Origin of the sequence: Nesterenkonia alba DSM 19423, assembly GCF_000421745.1 — a bacterium.
Classification (GTDB): domain Bacteria; phylum Actinomycetota; class Actinomycetes; order Actinomycetales; family Micrococcaceae; genus Nesterenkonia; species Nesterenkonia alba.
The window spans coordinates 24,701-43,412 of sequence record NZ_ATXP01000009.1 but is presented as its reverse complement, the minus strand read 5'-3'; the positions used below and the strand labels follow the sequence as shown (position 1 = coordinate 43,412).

At 64.1% G+C, this 18,712-nt stretch carries 17 protein-coding genes; 13 read left to right on the top strand and 4 right to left on the bottom strand.

The features are described 5' to 3' along the window. Positions 1-7: 7 nt before the first annotated feature. From H578_RS0107905 to H578_RS14125, 4 genes are all read left to right on the top strand, one after another. The gene (locus H578_RS0107905) at positions 8-454 is read left to right on the top strand and encodes an FHA domain-containing protein (RefSeq protein ID WP_022873159.1); all 447 of its coding nucleotides are present in this window, start codon (positions 8-10) and stop codon (positions 452-454) included. Between the two features lie 74 nt (positions 455-528). Continuing rightward, a complete protein-coding gene (gene ftsR / locus H578_RS0107900; protein ID WP_022873158.1) occupies positions 529-1,287 on the top strand; it encodes a transcriptional regulator FtsR in 759 nt (252 codons plus the stop codon). Between the two features lie 43 nt (positions 1,288-1,330). Further along, complete coding sequence (locus tag H578_RS0107895; protein ID WP_022873157.1) at positions 1,331-1,882, top strand: bifunctional nuclease family protein; 552 nt, start codon at positions 1,331-1,333, stop codon at positions 1,880-1,882. A gap of 83 nt (positions 1,883-1,965) precedes the next feature. Further along, entirely contained in the window at positions 1,966-2,544 is a 579-nt protein-coding gene (locus H578_RS14125) for a MerR family transcriptional regulator (protein WP_022873156.1), read from the top strand. A gap of 111 nt (positions 2,545-2,655) precedes the next feature. On the opposite strand, the gene H578_RS0107885 is transcribed toward H578_RS14125, so the two are convergent. Further along, on the bottom strand, positions 2,656-3,462 hold the full coding sequence (locus H578_RS0107885; protein ID WP_022873155.1) for a ParA family protein: 807 nt from the start codon (positions 3,460-3,462) through the stop codon (positions 2,656-2,658). A gap of 58 nt (positions 3,463-3,520) precedes the next feature. Next, complete coding sequence (locus tag H578_RS0107880; protein ID WP_028464074.1) at positions 3,521-3,850, bottom strand: putative quinol monooxygenase; 330 nt, start codon at positions 3,848-3,850, stop codon at positions 3,521-3,523. 121 nt (positions 3,851-3,971) lie between these two features. On the opposite strand from H578_RS0107880, the gene H578_RS0107870 reads away from it, so the two are divergent. Both H578_RS0107870 and H578_RS0107865 read left to right on the top strand, forming a co-directional pair. Further along, positions 3,972-5,414 (top strand): mycothione reductase, encoded by a 1,443-nt coding sequence (locus H578_RS0107870; RefSeq protein ID WP_022873152.1) that lies wholly within the window; start codon positions 3,972-3,974, stop codon positions 5,412-5,414. 224 nt (positions 5,415-5,638) lie between these two features. Beyond that, on the top strand, positions 5,639-6,241 hold the full coding sequence (locus H578_RS0107865; RefSeq protein ID WP_022873151.1) for a mycothiol-dependent nitroreductase Rv2466c family protein: 603 nt from the start codon (positions 5,639-5,641) through the stop codon (positions 6,239-6,241). A gap of 91 nt (positions 6,242-6,332) precedes the next feature. On the opposite strand, the gene H578_RS0107860 is transcribed toward H578_RS0107865, so the two are convergent. Next, entirely contained in the window at positions 6,333-7,094 is a 762-nt protein-coding gene (locus H578_RS0107860) for an SDR family oxidoreductase (protein WP_028464073.1), read from the bottom strand. A 49-nt stretch (positions 7,095-7,143) separates the two neighbouring features. On the opposite strand from H578_RS0107860, the gene valS reads away from it, so the two are divergent. Continuing rightward, positions 7,144-9,771 carry a valine--tRNA ligase gene (gene valS / locus H578_RS0107855; RefSeq protein WP_022873149.1) on the top strand — a complete coding sequence of 876 codons (2,628 nt, stop codon included), beginning with the start codon at positions 7,144-7,146 and terminating at the stop codon, positions 9,769-9,771. 15 nt (positions 9,772-9,786) lie between these two features. Next, positions 9,787-10,491 (top strand): hypothetical protein, encoded by a 705-nt coding sequence (locus H578_RS0107850; protein ID WP_156837265.1) that lies wholly within the window; start codon positions 9,787-9,789, stop codon positions 10,489-10,491. A 74-nt stretch (positions 10,492-10,565) separates the two neighbouring features. Here the strand turns inward: H578_RS0107850 and H578_RS16690 are convergent, their stop codons facing one another. Further along, the gene (locus tag H578_RS16690) at positions 10,566-10,691 is read right to left on the bottom strand and encodes a hypothetical protein (RefSeq protein ID WP_281163351.1); all 126 of its coding nucleotides are present in this window, start codon (positions 10,689-10,691) and stop codon (positions 10,566-10,568) included. A 157-nt stretch (positions 10,692-10,848) separates the two neighbouring features. On the opposite strand from H578_RS16690, the gene ileS reads away from it, so the two are divergent. The 5 genes from ileS to H578_RS0107825 are packed head-to-tail and all read left to right on the top strand — an operon-like array spanning position 10,849 to position 18,697. Then, positions 10,849-14,124, top strand: coding sequence for an isoleucine--tRNA ligase (ileS, locus tag H578_RS0107845; protein ID WP_028464072.1), 3,276 nt, complete (start codon positions 10,849-10,851; stop codon positions 14,122-14,124). Further along, positions 14,117-15,517 (top strand): bifunctional folylpolyglutamate synthase/dihydrofolate synthase, encoded by a 1,401-nt coding sequence (locus tag H578_RS0107840; RefSeq protein ID WP_022873146.1) that lies wholly within the window; start codon positions 14,117-14,119, stop codon positions 15,515-15,517. The genes ileS and H578_RS0107840 overlap by 8 nt, the downstream gene beginning before the upstream one ends. Further along, complete coding sequence (locus H578_RS14120; RefSeq protein ID WP_022873145.1) at positions 15,518-15,997, top strand: DUF4233 domain-containing protein; 480 nt, start codon at positions 15,518-15,520, stop codon at positions 15,995-15,997. Continuing rightward, the gene (gene ndk, locus H578_RS0107830) at positions 15,994-16,407 is read left to right on the top strand and encodes a nucleoside-diphosphate kinase (protein WP_022873144.1); all 414 of its coding nucleotides are present in this window, start codon (positions 15,994-15,996) and stop codon (positions 16,405-16,407) included. The genes H578_RS14120 and ndk overlap by 4 nt, the downstream gene beginning before the upstream one ends. 46 nt (positions 16,408-16,453) lie before the next feature. Continuing rightward, positions 16,454-18,697: a hypothetical protein gene (locus H578_RS0107825; protein WP_022873143.1), complete on the top strand. Its 2,244-nt coding sequence runs from the start codon at positions 16,454-16,456 to the stop codon at positions 18,695-18,697. Positions 18,698-18,712: the final 15 nt, after the last annotated feature.

Sequence of the window (18,712 nt, the reverse complement as noted above, 5' to 3'; positions counted from 1 at the left end):
GGTCGCCGTGGAGTCCGCACGCCCTGAGTCGCCGTCGTCGGGCGGAAACGCTCCGCGTGCCTCGGAGACGACGTCGATCTCTCTGCCCCCGGCCAAGGGTGGACCAGAGCCCAGCCTCTCTGAAGCCGATGCCAAAGCCATCGAGGCACTGCCCGCACACTCTGCGCTGCTGATCGCCCACACCGGTGCCAACCAAGGGGCCCGCTTCCTGCTTGACGAGGATGTCACCACTGTGGGGCGACACCCGGAGGCCGATATCTTCCTCGACGATGTGACCGTCTCCCGGCGGCACCTGAAGTTCTTACGCCGCGAGGGCGGGTTCGAACTAGAGGACCTCGGCAGCCTCAACGGAACCTACGTCAATCACGACCGCGTAGACCACCACACCCTGCAGAATGGTGACGAAGTGCAGATCGGAAAATTCCGGCTCACCTACTACGCAGGCACTAAATAACGCAGGTAACGGTCTCAACGCGTTATCCTGAGGCAGGCTTCACCTTCCCCTGAGCCTGAAAGAGGATACCGACAGTGAGTGCACGACCCGCGCGCACGCCCAAGGCGGCGTCCACCGGCGAGACCCCCGCAGACGCGCATGTCTTCACCATCTCCGAGGTGCTGCGCGAACTACAGAACGAGTACCCCGACCTTTCCGCCTCCAAGCTGCGGTTTCTCGAAGAACGAGACCTCGTCAAGCCGGCTCGCACACCCTCGGGCTACCGGAAGTACTCCGCTGCCGACGTCGAACGTCTCCGGTTCATCCTCGCTCTGCAGCGCGATCGCTACATGCCCTTGGACGTCATCAAAGAGACGATGGACGCCATCGACGCCGGGGAAAAACCAGAAGCCCTGCCGGAATCTGCGCCCGTGGGGCCACGTGAAGTCACCGGGGACATGGCCGCTGCGATCACCGGCCGGGCCCGTCCCATGGGACGCAAAGAGCTGCGCGCCCTCTCCGGTGCCACCCGGGGGATGCTCGACACCTTGGAGAAGTTCCGGATCATCTCCGCCGATGAGCACGGCAACTACAGCCACCACGACCTCAAAGCCGTCAAAGCAGTGCGGGTCCTGGCTCGCTACGGGTTGGAACCCAAGCACCTGGTGAACATCCGGCGCTCCGCGGACAATGAACTCGACCTCATCGCCCGGGCCATGGCGCCGCATGCCGCCCGCAAAGACGCCGCGGCCCGAGCTCGTGTCGCCGAATCGTCCAAAGAGATGCTCCAGTGCTTGAAAGATCTCCGCTCCTCCATCATGGATTCCGCGGTGGAGAAGCTCGATAAGAGCTGAATTCAGCTGCACAAACCCCAGGTCGCGGCCCTACACTGGTGACATGGAGCACCAGGTTGAGCTCGAAGTCGTCGGAGTCCGCGTCGAACTGCCCAGCAACCAGCCTGTCCTCATCCTCCGCGGAGCAGAACCGGAGGCTGCTGAGTACCACGTCGCCGTCGTCGTCGGCCCCGCTGAAGCTGCTGCCGTAGCCCGCGCGCTCCAAGGCGAGATCCCGCCCCGCCCGATGACTCATGACCTGCTGACCAGTGTGCTTGAAGACCTCGGTGGCGGCGTCGCCAGTGTGGAGATCGGGTTACACGATGAAAGCACCTACTCCGGGACCATCCGGTTGGCCAGTGGTAAAGAAGTTGATGCCAGAGCCTCCGACGCCGTCGCGGTCGCCGTACGTGCCGAATGTTCCCTCACCATGGATCGGGCCACCCTAGAGATGGTCTCGATCACTCCGCAGTACAGCGCAGAAGGCAACCAAGCCGCACCGGTCAGCCCTGAAGCTCAGCACGTGGCAGCACGCGGTCCCATCTCCGAAGAGGAGATCGAAGAGTTTCACCGCTTTCTCGACCAAGCCGGTCCCGAAGACTTTGACCGCCAATGAGACGCGCTGAGGTCACTACCGGCCCCGAAGCCTTCGGCGTGGATACACTGAACAGGACTGCCCATGAATGTGAAAGGTGACCGGTGAGTTTGGACCGACGCGCTGATACGCCGCCGCTCTTCGACGACGGCCTTCCCGACCTCAACGAGGAGATGGGCTACCGCGGGCCGGTGGCCTGCGCTGCCGCGGGCATCACCTACCGGCAGCTGGACTACTGGGCCCGCACCAAGCTCGTCGAGCCGTCGCTGCGCAACGCCTCAGGCTCCGGCAGCGCCCGGCTGTACTCCTTCCGGGACATCCTGGTGCTCAAAGTGGTCAAGCGTCTGCTGGACACCGGGGTCTCTCTGCAGCAGATCCGTGCCGCCATCGAACACCTGCGTGAACGAGGAGTAGAAGACCTCGCCCAAATCACCCTGATGTCCGATGGTGCCTCCGTCTACGAATGCACCTCACAGGACGAAGTCATTGACTTAGTCCAAGGCGGGCAGGGCGTCTTCGGAATTGCTGTGGGCCGGGTGTGGCGCGAAGTCGAAGGCAGCTTGGCCGAACTGCCACGGGAACGCAGCGAAGATGCAGTGCGCCCGGCAGCCGAACAAACCACTGTGAACTTCCAGGACGAACTCTCCCGGCGCCGGGCAGAGAAGCAGCAGAAAGCGTCCTAGGCGCCATCTGATAGGCGTACACCTGGGCGGCTCACCGGTCCACGACCCCACGCGCTCCACCGGGCACCGGGCAGCGCCCTGAACAGTTCGTGCCTGCGTCCTACTGGAGAATTAGCCGCTGAGTTTCTTAGCCGGTACGAGTTGGCGGAGCAGCTCATCGAAGCTCTTGGCCATATCCCGCACCTGATCTCCGGGCCACTGATGCACCGGGTAGGCAGCTCCCTGAATTTGCTGCCAATGGGGGTTCTCTTCCAGCACCGGGAGCATGAGTTTATCCGCGTAGAGCCGTTCCATCTCCAACAGGCGGTATTCGTGCTCCGCGGAGTCAGCCCGGGCGCGGTTGACCACCACACCCGCCTGTGTCAGCTGGGGGGCGAATTCATTGGAGAACATGCGAATGGCCCGCATCGTGCGTTCGGTCCCGGCCACGGAGAACAGGCTGGGTTCAGCCACCAACAGCACTTGGTGGGAAGCCGCCCAGGCAATCCGCGTCAGTCCAGACAGGGACGGTGGGCAGTCCACCAGCACCAGGTCATAGCCGCTGACCCCGTCCACCAGGGTCTTCAAACGTTTCATATCCCGGGGGCGGATATCCGGTCTGTCGAATGTTGCCGAGAGAGCCGAGCCGACGATGACATCCAGCCTGGCGTTCTTACGCTTCTCCGGGGGCAGCAGCTCCAGCCACCCCGAAGGCACCGCGTGGTCATTGAGACGAGCCTTACGGGCCTCTTTCAGCAGCAGCCCCGCTTCCCGGCCGGCCCCGCGGGAAACAGACAGCCCCGTGGTGGCGTCGGCATGCGGGTCAAGGTCGATCACCAGCGTCTTCACGCCATTATTGAGGGCCGAGGAGGCCAGGCCCATGGTGACCGAGGTCTTCCCGACCCCGCCTTTCAGACTAGAGACGCTTAAGATCTGCACCCCTCCATCATAGGGATACGGGCCCTACCGCTGTGGGAGGTTCCCGCCGGAGGGTCAGTCAGCCCTTCTGCATCTCTCCCATCTCTTCCCATCCCTCGGCGTCGATGGTCCGGGAGATGATCTTGGGCGTGGCGGCCAGGGCCTGGTACATCTCGCTCTCAGTGCTGGTTGCCTTCTTAAAGTGGTCGCTGGTGACGTGAGCCTCGGCGGCGTCGTCCTCAAATCCTTCCACCAGGACGTATTCGTTGGGGTTCTCAAGGCTGCGGGACCACTCGAAGAACTTATTGCCTGGTTCGGCGCGGGTGGCCTCGGTGAACTCCCGGGTGATCTCCGGCCAACGGTCGGCGTACTCGGGCTTAACGGGGAACTTCACAACGATGAGGATCATGGACCCCATTTTAGGACCTCACACCGTATTGTTCACCGCGCCGACCACCATGAGATGGATCACCAGCACCTTGGGGGTGAGACCCTCGAAGAGGGCTACAGGCTGGTGATTGAATAGGCCCATGGCTTCACCTCTCACCGCCGACCTGGCGATCATTGGCTCCGGCTCTGGCAACTCGCTCATCACCCCGTTCTGGGATGACAAGAAGGTCGTGCTCGCTGATAAGGGCATCGACGCCACCGGGGCGTTCGGGGGCACCTGCCTCAATGTGGGGTGCATCCCCACCAAGATGTTTGTCCGACCCGCCCACCTGGCCCGTTTGCCCGAAGAAGCGGCCCGGGTGGGAGTGAACGCCCAGACGCTGGGTGCCGATTGGGCCGGTATCCGGGACCGGATTTTCGCGCGGGTGGACGCGATCTCCTCCGGTGGGCGTCAGTACCGCGAAGAGCTCGCCCATGTCGAACTGCTCAGCGAGAAGGTCACCCTCACGGGGACGCATTCTTTCCGGACCGCTTCAGGCCAACAGGTCACCGCCGAACAACTGGTCATCGCCGCCGGTTCTCGTCCGGCGGTCCCGGAGGTGCCGGGTATCGGGCTGGAGCAGGTGCACACCTCGGAGACCATCATGCGACTGGAGGAGTTCCCGCAGCGGCTACTCATCATCGGTGGTGGCTATATTGCGTGCGAGTTCGCCGGGATCTTTTCCGGTTTGGGCAGCGAGGTCACCCAACTCAACCGTAGCCAGGGGTTGATGAACCAACTCGATGCCGAGATCGCCGATGCATACTCCGCCCAGGCCGAGCAGAACTGGACGGTGCGGTATCAGCGGACCTTAGCTGGCGTCGTCGAACGCTCTGAAGGTGGGGTGACCGCGCATGTGGTGACCTCTGATGGTCGGGCAGAAGAGTACGACGCCGACGTCGTGCTCATTGCCATCGGTCGGGTCCCCAATAGTGACCTGGTGGGAGCTGCCGAGGCCGGGTTGGATCTCCACGCTGACGGGCGGATCGCCGTGGATGCTTACCAGCGGGTTCTTGCTGGCGGTGAACCGGTCGAAGGGCTCTACGCGCTGGGGGACATCAGTTCGGAGGCGATGCTCAAACACGTCGCCAACCATGAGGCGAGAGTGGTCGCCCACAATCTGGAGAACCCGGGGCAGCTGCGTACCGCACGGCACGAGGCGATCCCCTCGGCGGTGTTCTCCCACCCGGAGATTGCTCAGGTAGGGCTGACACAGCAGCAGGCGATGGACCAGATCGGTGCTGAGCACGTCACGGTCAAGACGCAGCGCTATGGTGACACGGCCTACGGGTGGGCGATGGAGGATGAGACCGGGCTGTTCAAGATCATCGCCGACCGGCGTAACGGGCAGATCCTAGGGGCCCACGCGGTGGGATATCAGGCCTCCAACCTCATTCAGCCGGTGGTGCAGGCGATGAGCTTCGGCACCGACGCCTACACCGCGGCCAGGGGGCAGTACTGGATCCACCCGGCGCTGATGGAAGTGGTGGAGAACGCACTGCTGGGGCTTGAGGTCCCCGTCCCCGCCGACGCCCCGCTTTAACCTCCCCCGCCCCAAACTTCCCCCGCTGTCACATCCCTGCCCGTGCCGCCCTGCCTCCCCGCCCCGCCCCAAACTTCCCACCCAAATTACTCTTTCCCACGGGAATTCCGGTGGGAAGCAGCATTATCGGTGGGAAACATGAAGCTGGGGGGGAGGAATGACGACGACGTCGGCGTGGTTGGCACCACAGGAACACCTTTGTTTCTCAACTCAAGGAGAGTCTCATGGCTGAGCGCGTTGACTTCTGGTTCGATCCCCTGTGCCCCTTCGCCTGGGTGACTTCACGCTGGATCCTGGAAGTGGAAAAGGTCCGCGACATCGAAGTGCACTGGAATGTGATGAGCCTCGGTGTGCTCAACGAAGACAAGAACCCCTCACCAGCGGAGGACCCTGAGGTTGCCGCCCGCTGGATCCCTTCCCGCGCAGCCACTGCTGTGGAGGTTGCCCACGGCCCAGAGAAGGTCGGGGAGTTCTACACCGCGGTCGGAACGCAGATTCACAACGAGGGCAATAAGGACTTCGCTGACGCTACCGCCAAAGCGCTCCAGCAGATCGGTGCGGATGCCTCACTGCTAGAAGATGCCAAGACAGATAAGAATGATGAACGGATGCGCGCCTCCCACCAGGAGGGTATCTCCAAGGTAGGCCAGGACGTCGGCACTCCGATTGTGGCTTTCCAGGGCACTGCGTTCTTCGGCCCGGTCATTACCCGGATCCCCACCGGGGAAGAGGCCGGCAAGATTTTCGACGGTGCGGTCGCGCTGGCCAGCTACCCGTACTTCTTCGAGCTCAAGCGCAGCCGGACCGAGCGCCCCGTCTTCGACTAGGCGCTCTCAGTGGGAGCCTCTCTCCGCGGCTGAGGCCGTCCATGGCGGGATTCCGTCGCGAGGCCGCTGCGATTCCCCCGCGGCGTCGGCCTCAGCCTCTGCGGATAACTTTGTGCTGGGCGGCCTGGGCCACCGGCCGGACCACGACCTGATCTAAGTTGATGTGGTGCGGAAGCATCACTGCCTGGGCGATCACCGCGGCGACGTCGTCGGCAACCAGCGGCTTCTCCACTCCGGCGTAAACCTTCTCCGCGGCGGCGGCATCCCCGCGTAACCGTTTGGCGGAGAACTCCTCGGTTTTCACCATGCCGGGGAGGATCTCCACCACGCGGACATTGTGTTCGGCCTCTTCCAGCCGCAGGGCGCCGGTCAGGGCGTGCTCGCCGAACTTGGCCGCGTTGTACCCGGCTCCGCCTTCGTAGGGCACCAGTCCGGCAGTGGAGGTCAGGTTCACGATGGTGCCTTCACCGTGCTCACGCAGCATGGGCAAAAACGCCTGAATCATGTTCAGGGTGCCGAGGACGTTGACCTCGTACATCCACCGCCAGTCCTCTAACCGGCCTTCGGCCACCGGGTCCACACCCAGGGCTCCGCCGGCATTGTTAATGAGGGTATCGATGCCTCCGGCCTCAGTGACGGTTTTCAGTGCCTCAGCCACCTGCGCAGGCTCGGTGACATCGCAGACCACTGGCACAATGCCTTCCTGCTCGGCGAGGTGTTCAAGCTTCTCGGCCCGGCGGGCCAGCGCGAACACTCGCCAACCTTCCGCGGTGAGGCGGAGAGCGGTGGCGGCACCGATCCCGGAGGAGGCACCGGTCACCAGGGCACTGCGGGTCTGCGGCTGAGTCATCATGCGTCCCAGGATAGTCTCCAGCGGTGCCCAGCGTGAGAGACTGAGCAACATGGCTGAGAACACCCTGGGCACAGACGCGCCCACACCCAAGACCCCTGACGTTCCGGAGAAGCCCGCACTCGAAGGGTTGGAGGACAAGCTCAACGCCGCGTGGCGGGATGAGCGGTTGTACCACTTCGACGAATCGGCGAGTCGTGACGAGGTGTACTCGATTGATACGCCACCGCCGACGGCGTCGGGCTCCCTTCACGTGGGGCACATGTTCTCCTACACCCAGACTGACGTCGTCGCCCGCTTCCAGCGGATGCGCGGCAAGAAGGTCTTCTACCCCTTGGGGTGGGATGACAACGGGCTGCCCACTGAGCGCCGGGTGCAGAACTACTACGGGGTCCGCTGTGATCCCTCCCAGCCGTATGACCCGAACTACACTCCGCCGCAGAAGCCGGCCAAGAACCAGCGGGACTGGGACGCCATCAGTCGGCGGAACTTCATTGAACTCTGCGAGAAGCTCACCGTGGAGGATGAGAAGGTTTTCGAGGACCTGTTCACCCGACTGGGGCTGTCCGTGGATTGGCGCCAGACCTACCGGACTATCGACGATGAGTCCCGGGCCGCGAGCCAGCGTGCTTTCTTACGCGACGTGCGCTCTGGCAATGCCTACACCGCGGAGGCGCCCACGCTGTGGGACGTCAGCTTCCGGACCGCAGTGGCCCAAGCAGAACTTGAGGCGAAGGAACGCCCGGGGGCTTACCACCGTTACCCGTTCTTCACTCAGACGGGGGAGCCGGTCTTCATCGAAACGACCCGCCCGGAGCTGCTGCCGGCCTGTGTTGCCCTCGTCGCCCACCCGGAGGATGAGCGGTATAAACCGCTGTTCGGCACCACAGTGCGCTCTCCGCTGTTCGACGTCGACGTCGAGGTCAAGGCACACTCGCTTGCCGACCCGGAGAAGGGCTCCGGTATTGCGATGATCTGCACCTTCGGTGACATGACTGATGTGACGTGGTGGCGGGAGCTGCAGTTGCCGACCCGGGCGCTTATCGGCCGTGATGGTCGGTTCTTGCGGGAAACCCCGGAGTGGATAACCACTGAGACCGGGCGAGAGAACTACCAGCGGTTGGCGGGCAAGACCGTGCACTCGGCGAAGGAAGCCGTGGTGGACCTGCTGCGTGAGCACAACTTGCTTGACGGGGAACCAAAGCCGATTACCCACGCGGTCCACTTCTACGAGAAGGGGGACAAGCCGCTGGAGGTCGTCACCTCCCGGCAGTGGTACATCCGTAACGGCGGGCGCGACGCCGATCGGCGGGCTGAGCTCATTGAACGCGGCCGCAACATCGACTGGCACCCTGGGTTCATGCGGGCCCGGTACGAAAACTGGGTGGAGGGTCTCAACGGGGACTGGCTGATCTCCCGTCAGCGGTTCTTCGGTGTGCCGATCCCGGTGTGGTACCGGCTCGATGACGAGGGCGAACCTGACTACGAGAACCCCATTCTGCCGGAGGAGTCTCAGCTGCCGGTGGATCCTTCGTCTGAGCCGGCGCCTGGGTTCTCCGAGGAGCTGCGCGGGGTGCCTGGTGGTTTTACCGGGGAGCACGATGTGCTCGACACCTGGGCGACGTCGTCGTTGACCCCCCAGATCGCTGGCAAGTGGGAGCGGGACAACGAGTTCTTCACCCGAGTTTTCCCGTATGACCTGCGGCCGCAGGGGCATGACATCATTCGGACCTGGCTGTTTTCCACTGTGGTGCGTGCTCACTCGCTGCACGATTCGGTGCCGTGGACGAACACCGCCATCTCCGGGTGGATCCTGGATCCGGACCGGAAGAAGATGTCGAAGTCGAAAGGTAACGTCGTCGTGCCCGATGACGTGCTGGAGAAGTTCGGCACGGATGCGGTCCGGTATTGGGCGGCTTCGGCGAAGCTCGGGGCGGACACCGCGTTTGAAGAAGCGCAGATGAAGATCGGCCGGCGTTTGGCCATCAAGTTGCTGAATGCCTCGAAGTTCGCTCTGGCTCAGGGAGTCACCGAGGCGCACATCGTGACCGGTGAACGGGGTGCGGAGGTGGTGACTGAGCCGCTTGACCGGGCTCTGCTGGCGGCACTGCGGGAGGTGATCCAGCAGGCTACTGAGCACTTCGAGAACTATGACTACGCGCGGGCGCTGCAGATCACCGAGAGCTTCTTCTGGCAGTTCACAGATGACTATGTGGAGCTGGTCAAGGACCGTGCCTATGGTGGTCGGGGAGAGGCGCCTCAGGCGTCTGCGCATGCGGCCCTGGCCACGGCTTTGGATAAGTTGCTGCGGCTCTTCGCCCCGGTGCTGCCCTTCGCAACCGATGAGGTGTGGCGTTGGTGGCGGAAGGGTTCGGTGCACGCCGCTGCCTGGCCAGAGCCTGAGGAGCTCGACGACGTCGCCGGCTCAGCTGCTCTGCTGGATTCAGTGGGGGAGGCGCTCACCGGGATTCGCCGGGCGAAGTCTGATGCCAAGGTCAAACAGCGCACCGAGATTATCTCCGCGCGGATTACCGGACCTCAGGAGCAGGTGGGGCAGATTGAATCCGCGCTGGGGGATATCTGTGCGGCGACGAAGGCTCGCAGCCTGGAGCTGGTGACCGAGTGGGAGGCGGCTCAGGAGATCACGGTCTCCCAGGTGGAGCTGGCTTCTCAGGAGTAGGACGAGGAGTAGACCATGAGTGTGCCACCGAATATCCCACCTCACCGGCCGGGCTACGGCCCGCCTGGTGGCTCGGGCGTTTCCTCGAGGAAGCCGGGCCGGGGGCTGCGGATTGCGGCCGCGTGGACCGGGGCGATTGGTGTGATTTTCACTGTGGGTGGGGTGGTGGCCCTGGTGGTGGCGTTCTTCAGTATCTCTGGGTTGACTCCTGGCGGGTTGATCGACGACGACGGCGGCCCCGGGCCGGATGCGGTCGGTTACACCGAGGTGCCGGGCTCCTTTGAGGCGGATCTCGCGGCGGACCAGGATTACCGTTTTTATCTGGTCTATGAGGCGGGCCGGGGTGCTGAGTCGCGGATTAGCCGGTACCAGCTGGAGGTCACCGGCCCGGATGGTGAGATGGTCCGTGATCGCATGCCGGAGATCAGCACACAGGCCACACGTCATGGGTGGTCGGTGAATTCTGCCCGGGACATCACCCCCCAGGAGAGTGGGACCCACACCGTGGAGCTGAGAGAAGATGTCCTGGATGCTTCGCAGAATGTGGCCGTGGTGTTGGCTCCGGTGGGGGACTCCCAGGGGTTCGGCAGTCTCTTCACCGGGGTGTTCGCCATCATCGGTGGGATCGGGGCGTTGATCTTCGGGGTGGTGTTGCTGGCAGTGGCACTGGCGCTGTGGCTGACCCAGCGGTTTAGCCGCCCGGCTGCACCCCGAGTCTGACCTGTACGTGTGTGCAGGCAGGTGCCATTGTCTTGTGACCGCCTCTGACCGTTTGGGTGTCCTGTGATGGCCCTCTAGTACACTGTGGGCAGCGGCGTCGATCCGGCCATCACCGGGGAGCTTGCGGAAGAAAAGGTGCGTTCGGCGATGTCGTGCGCATCCGAGTAGAACCGCACGGGTAAGCCCGTCACAGCAGTCATGGAGCGGCACGACTCCGGTTGAACCGGGGCCGTGCAAGCAAGGTGGTACCGCGCCATAGGAGCGGCAGGGTTCGACCCCGCAGCTCACCTGGCGTCCTTGCGGCAAGTGCAGATAGTGCCCGTCAAGACCACGTTCGGCCCAAGCAGGATGGACTCCATGACAGACTCTCCCGTCTACCCGCGCGCGACCTCCGCTCCGAAGCGCGAGGTCCCCACCTCCGTGCGTTTCCCCGAGATCGAAGAGCGCATCCTCAAGTATTGGGAGGCCGACGGGACCTTCCAAGCCTCCTTGGAACAGCGCGACCCCGCCCAAGGTGCCGAAGAGTTCGTCTTCTACGACGGCCCGCCGTTCGCCAACGGGCTGCCCCACTACGGTCACCTGCTCACCGGATACGTCAAAGACCTCGTCCCGCGCTACCAGACCATGCGCGGCAAACGTGTGGAACGCCGGTTCGGCTGGGACACCCACGGGCTGCCCGCCGAACTCTCCGCCATGAAAGAACTCGGCATGAAGGACAAGGCCGAGATCGAAGCCATGGGCATCGAACACTTCAATGACGCCTGCCGAAACTCCGTACTGAAATACACCAAAGAGTGGGAGTCCTACGTCAACCGCTCCGCCCGCTGGGTGGACTTCGAAAACGACTACAAGACCCTCAACGTGGAGTTCATGGAGTCGGTCATCTGGGCCTTCAAACAGCTCCACAACAAAGGCCTCACCTACCAGGGCTTCCGGGTGCTGCCCTACTGTTGGAAAGACGAAACCCCGCTGTCCAACCACGAACTGCGCATGGACGACGAGGTCTACCAGGACCGGCAAGACCCCTCGGTGACCGTCACGTTCCCCATCACCGAAGGCCCCCAGGAACTCATCGGAGTCAACCTGCTCGCCTGGACCACCACCCCCTGGACCCTGCCCACTAACTTCACCGTGGCCGTGGGTCCCCAGGTGACCTACGCCGTCGTCGAAGCTCCCGATGAGGGTCCACTGCCAGGCCGGCACATGCTCGCCGAAGACCTCGTCAGCGCCTACGCGGCGGATCTCGGATTCGACGACGCCGAGGCCGCCACCTCAGCCATCGTCGCCCGCTACACCGGGCGTGACCTCGGCGGATTGAAATACCAGCCGTTGTGGGACTACTACACAGACACCGAGACCTGGGGCACCGAGCACGCCTGGCAGGTGGTCGTCGAAGACTACGTGACCACCACAGACGGCACCGGGCTGGTCCACCAGGCCTCCGCCTACGGTGAAGAAGACCAACGCTCCTCCGAAGACCACGGTGTGCCGGTCATCCTCTCCGTGGACGCGGCAGGGAAGTTCCTGCCGATGTTTGCCGAACCCACGCCGTCGGGCGATACCCCCTTAGCTGAGATCGCTGGGGTGCAGGCCTTTGACGCCAACCGGGCCATCATCAACCGGCTCAAAGCCGACGGGCGGCTAGTCCGCGAGAAATCCTATGTGCACTCCTACCCGCACTGCTGGCGGTGCCGCACCCCGCTGATGTACAAAGCGGTGACCTCCTGGTACGTGGCAGTCACCCAGTTCAAAAACCGCATGGTCGAGCTCAACGAGCAGATCAACTGGATCCCTGACAACGTCAAGCACGGCCAGTTCGGCAAGTGGCTCGAAAACGCTCGCGACTGGTCCATCAGCCGCAACCGGTACTGGGGCAGCCCCATCCCGGTATGGGTCTCCGATGACCCCAACTACCCGCGCACCGAGGTCTACGGCTCCCTGGAGGAGCTGAAGGAAGCCTTCGGCGATTACCCGCGTAACGCCGCCGGGGAACCCGACCTGCACCGGCCGTGGATCGACCAGCTCACCCGGCCCAACCCCGACGACCCCACGGGTAAGTCCACCATGCGCCGAGTCGAAGACGTCCTCGATGTCTGGTTCGACTCCGGGTCCATGCAATTCGCTCAAGTGCACTACCCCTTCGAGAACCGCGAATGGTTCGACCACCACCACCCGGCCGACTTCATCGTCGAATACATCGGCCAAACCCGCGGCTGGTTCTACACCATGCACATCCTGGCCACCGCACTGTTCGACCGGCCCGCCTTCACCAACGTGATCTCCCACGGCATCGTGCTGGGCTCCGACGGGCAAAAGATGTCCAAATCCCTGCAGAACTACCCCGACGTCGACGAAGTCTTCGACCGGGACGGGTCTGACGCCATGCGATGGTTCCTGATGAGCTCACCCATTCTGCGCGGCGGAAACCTCATCGTCACCGAAGAAGGCATCCGCGAAGGTGTCCGGCAAGTACTGCTGCCCATGTGGAACGCCTGGCACTTCTTCGCGCTCTACGCCAACACGGCCAACCACACAGCGGGGTACCAGGCGAAGATCGCACATGCCGACGACGTCGCCCACCCCCTGGACCGCTACATCCTCGCCGCCACCGGGGACCTGGTGCGTGAGGTCACCGCCGCACTGGAGGAATTCTCCGTCGCCGGTGCCTGTGACGCCCTGCGTCGCTACGCTGAAACCCTGACCAACTGGTACATCCGCCGGTCTCGGCAACGGTTCTACGACGAAGACTTCACCGCCTACGACGTGCTCTACACCGCACTAGAAACCATGACCCGGGTCGCCGCCCCCATGCTGCCTCTGGTCACTGAAGAGATCTGGCGCGGGCTCACTGGCGGCCGCAGTGTTCACCTGGCCCAGTGGCCGAACCCGGCCGACTACCTCACCGACCACCGGGCCGTAGAGCTGATGGACCGCACCCGAGCCATCACCCACGCTGGCTCCGCGCTGCGCAAGCAGGCCAAAATCCGCGTGCGCCAGCCGCTGGCCCAACTGACCGTGGTGGTCCCTGACGCCCAGGCCCTCAGCGGCACCTACCAGCAGATCATCGCCGAGGAACTCAACATTAAACAGGTTCAGCTACTCGATGCTGCCGAGGTCAGCGAAGCACAGTTCGGTATTGGCCGGCAGCTGGTCGTCAACGCCCGGGCCGCCGGGCCGCGGCTTGGCAAAGATGTCCAGCACGCCATCAAGGGCGCCAAATCCGGTGACTGGAACGTGGAGGGGGAGACCGTCGTCGCCGGTGGGATCACCTTGCAAGACGGTGAATACGAGCTGACCACCACCGTGGCTGACGACGCCGGAGACACCGCGGTCACCACCCTGGATGAGGGCTTCTTAGTCCTCGATACCCACATCACTGAAGAACTGCGAGCCGAAGGCACCGCACGGGACGTCATCCGCACCATCCAAGCGGCCCGCAAGGACGCCGACCTGCAGGTCTCCGACCGGATCGCCACCACGGTGACCGCCCCAGCCGAGGTGATCGCCGCGGTCGGAGAACACACCGAGCTGGTCCAGGCCGAAACCCTCACTGTGGAACTGAACCTGGTCGAAGCCACAGACCACACCGACACCACTGCGGACGTCGTCGTCGTGGAGGACTCCCATGTCTGAGACACCCGCACCCGGAACACCCCAGGAACCGGTGGACCACTTCTCCGTGGCCAGTGTCTACGCGGAGATGCTCTCCCGCGCCCCCGAATCGGATATGCAGCCGCGTCTGGAACCGGTCCAACTGGCCGTTGACATTCTCGGTGAACCCCACCGTTCGGCACCGGTGATCCACGTGGGCGGAACGAACGGCAAAACCTCCACCGCCCGAATGATCGAAGCCGGGCTGATGGCCCACGACCTGCGGGTGGGCCGCTACACCTCCCCGCATATGGGGTCAGTCACCGAACGCATCGCCATCGAGGGTACACCGGTGGCCGATGAGACCTTCGTGCGCATCTGGGACGAAATCCGCCCCTACATCGCCTTGACCGACCAGAAGCTCGCCGAACGTGGGCAGGTGCCCTTAACGCTCTTCGAGTGCCTCACCGTGCTGGCCTTCGCCATCTTCGCCGACGAGCCCGTCGATGTCATGGTGCTCGAAGTCGGGCTCGGGGGCGCATGGGATGCCACCAACGTCGCCCACGGGCAGGTGCAAGTCATCACCCCCATCAGCCCCGACCACACCGCCATGCTGGGGGAGACCGAAGCTGAGATCGCCGAAGAGAAAGCCGGCATCATCAAACCCGGCGGGTTCCTCGTCTCCGCGGCCCAGGTGCCTGAGGCCGCCGATGTGTTGCTGCGCGCCGCCCGTGAAGCCCAGGTGCCCTTTACCTTCGAGGCGGTGGAGTTCGGCGTCGAATCCCGACTGCCCGGTGTCGGTGGACAGCAGGTCACCATCAACGGGCTCGCCGGACGCTACCCGGACCTGCTGCTGCCGCTACACGGTGCCCACCAGGCGGAGAACTTCGCCCTGGCCGTGGCGGCGCTGGAGGCGTTCATCGGCGGCGGGGAACAGGAACTGAACCTGGAGAACCTCCAGCTGGCCTGCGAGCACATCAGCTCCCCAGGCCGCCTGGAGACACTGCGCACCGGCCCTGCGATCATCGTCGATGCCGCCCACAACCCCGCCGGTCTTGAAGCCTCGGCGCTGGCACTGAAAGAAAGCTTCGGGCTGGACAAGCTCGTGCTCGTCGTCGGCATCCTTCAGGAGAAAGACGCCGAGGCGATGCTGGCCACCCTGTTCGAACACTACGGGGACTTAGTCGCCGATATCTGCTTCACCGAATCGACCTCCCCGCGGGCCATTCCCGCCACCGAACTGGCTGATCTGGCGCTGAATGCCGGGTTCCGGGAAGAAGCCATCCACAGCACCGCGCGGCTGGATGAAGCGATCGACTGGGCAGTGGGCAGAATCGACGACGACGGCGCCACCGCCAGTGGGGGAGTGCTCATCACCGGTTCCATCACTCTGGTGGGCGAAGCCCGCACCCTGCTCGGCGCGGAGGTGAAGTAAATGACATCCCCAGAGAACCAACCATCTGGTCAGCAACCGAAACCGCCTCGCTCGGTGAAGACGCTTTTTGCCTCCAGTGTGCTGTGCCTGGAGGCTGCGCTGATGGTCTTTTTTGGCCTGGCCGCCTGGGGGCTGAACCAGCATCAGTGGTACGCCTGGTGGCTCTTCGGGGCTTCCCTGGTGCTGGCCGGAGTGCTGGTGGCCGCCTGCGCGGTCTTGCAGCGGCCCATTGGCTACCCGCTGGGATGGGCGCTGCAGTTCGTCATGATCGCTGTTTTCGTCCTCGGCGCCATGGTCTCCGGGGAGGGGCTCATCGTCTCCATGGCGTTGCTGCCCGGACTGGGCTTTTTGGCCTGCTGGTGGTACGCAGTGACCACCGGGGAACGGTTGGACGCCGAAAAGATGGAAAGATACCGGTTGGAACAAGAGTATGCCGCCGGCGAGGACCTGCCGGCTGACAGTGAGGAGAAGGATTCATGAGCGAACGCACTCTGGTGCTCATCAAACCCGACGGTGTCCAGCGCGGACTCACCGGTGAGATCCTGCGCCGCGTAGAAGCTAAGGGCTACCGCATCGCCGAGCTGAAACAGATCCGCGCCACCGAAGAACAGCTCACTGCCCACTACGCCGAACACGAAGGCAAACCCTTCTTCCAGCCGCTGGTGGAGTTCATGCTCTCCGGCCCCATCGTCGCAGCCATCGTCGAAGGCGACCGGGTCATCGAAGGCTTCCGCTCCCTGGCCGGTTCCACGGAGCCGACGACGGCAGCACCGGGTACTATCCGCGGCGACCTCGGCCGTGACTGGGGAGAGAAAGTTCAGAAGAACCTCGTTCACGGCTCCGACTCGGTAGAATCCGCAGAGAGAGAAATCAATATCTGGTTCGGGTGATTCCGGGTAAGGCCAGTCCCGCCACCTGAGGGAGGGGACTGGTGACATGCTCGGCTTCGGGCTCTATCTTTACATCGGCCTGTATGTAGCCCATATCGTCACTGACCTGGCGACCGATCAGGGCAGCCGCGAACGCCGCCGGTTCCGCAGTTCCGGCGGGTGGAGGGCCGTAGATCCGTGGCTCGATGAGCTCCAATCGGCCGGAGTCGTTCTCAAAGACCTCGAAACCCCGCAGGGCGCAGATGGCCGCAGCGGCACCCGCCAACTGCGCCGCATGGTGCGCCGATCCCAGTTGGCACCGCTGATCCCGGTGATCCTCATCGTGGCGATGCAGCTGATCCTCGGTTTCGCACCCTGGATCGCCGCGGCGTTGATCGCCGGCTACGTGGCCCTGCACAGCGTCAGCTCTGTGGTGGTCAGCACCACCGAGACCCGCGCCTATGAGAACTCCTGGGCCTTGTTTGTTCTGGCCTGTCTGACCAAGAGCGCACTGGTCTTCGCCGGCGTCGTGCTCGCCTATGAGGGCATCCTCCGGTTGAACCAGGACGCCGGGCACTGGACGGTTGCGGTGGCCTGTCTGGTCGCCTCCTTCCTGCTCATCACCTACTGCTACCTGCCGGTGACCTGGTTGGAACGCCGGGCGATGAAACACCGGGAAGCCCGCTTCGCCACAGAAGCCTCCACTGAAGACACCCTGTTTCTCCGGTCCTTTGACGATGACACCTTCGAACTGCGCACTCCCATGGCCGGGCTCGGGCCTCGGTGGAGCTTTGTACCCGGACGACGCCGGTTCGAAGAGTTCGCCGCCGCAATGCTCTCCCGCTCCACCGAGTTGGTGGCCATCGGCCGCCCGGGAGAGAAGATCCCCCACCTGGGTGCCTCCCGCACCTACTGGACGGATGACACCTGGCAGCAAGCGATCCGCTCTACCGCAGCCCAAACGAAAGCGCTCATCGTGGTGGCCGGACGCACCCAAGGGCTCAGCTGGGAGGTCGGGCAGCTGAAGGAGATGGGACTGCTGCCCAAGACGATCGTCATTCTGCCCCCGGATGGTGCTGAAGGCACCCGTCAGCGGTACCAGTTCCTGGTTGACGCGCTTGAAGCCCCGGCTGCTCAGCAAGTCCCCCTGGAACTGACCGGGCTCATCACCGCGGTGACATTCCGCGAGGACGGCACGATCGAGCACTTGGTGGCACCGGGCCGGGACTGGTCGGCCTACGCGGGGGCGCTGTTGAGTTTCATGGCCACTTTAGAGGGCGCAACGGGGCTGAGTCGGGCCGAGGCCCAGGCCCTGCAGCGCATCGCCCAACAGGAAGACCTCCCAGGGGTGGGTGAGATCGATGCGGATTTCGCCGCCAGTGCCGAACGTACTCTGAACCAGCATCGGGTCGACTCCGCACACCGCGCCGCCGGGGTGGTGACCCTGCCGCTGAGGCACCGCAGCTACCTGATGCGCTTTCTGCTGAAGTACGGCAAGGCGGAACAACGCGGTGACCTCACCGGAATCATCCGGCTGCACCAGGATGTGGCCCGCTGGTTCTCCAGCCACCCGGACCCCCAGCACGGTTGGGTCACCGTGGTCCAAGCGCTCGAGCTCGATGCGGCCGAAAAGCTCATCGACGCCGGACACTACGACGACGCCGATGAACTCATCGAAGGGGTCATCACCACCACAGAGGGCCCCCGGGTGCGGGTTGATCCCACCGAGCCGGCCTGGGACCCGGTGCAGATCGGTCACGCGGGTGCGGAGTTGGCCTGCCGGGCCGCCCGCGAACAGGGTGACGACGACGCCGAAGAGGCGGCTTTGCACCAGCTGCGCGACTACACCGAAACCCACCGCCTCAAGAGCGAAGCCGTCCAGGCCGCCAACGCTCTGGCGGTCTTCCACCAGCAGCGCCGCCAGTGGGAGAAGGTCCACGTCTGGTCACAGACCCGGTGGAAGGAGGCCGCAGCCCTGGGGCAGACCCCCGATGCCAGCACCGGGGCACGGTGGTCCGCGCTCGCGCTGGTGGAACTCGGCCGGGCGCAGGAGGCAGAAGCCCCGGTCACCGAGTCCCTGCGTTTAGCGCGATACTCCCAACACCCCGACCTGCTCCCACCGGCAGTGGAGGCTTTCACGGAGGTGTACCTGGCTGCGGGTAAACCCGCAGAAGCCCTCGCGGAGCTGGAAGCCCTCGAGCGTGAACACAGCGGTGAAGCTGCCGCGCAGAGTGCCGCGGCAGAGCAACTGACCACCGCGTTAAACCGGTGCCTGGCACGGGTCCGCGACGCTGATCCGCAGCCGGCCTAGCTGCATTGTGGAGCC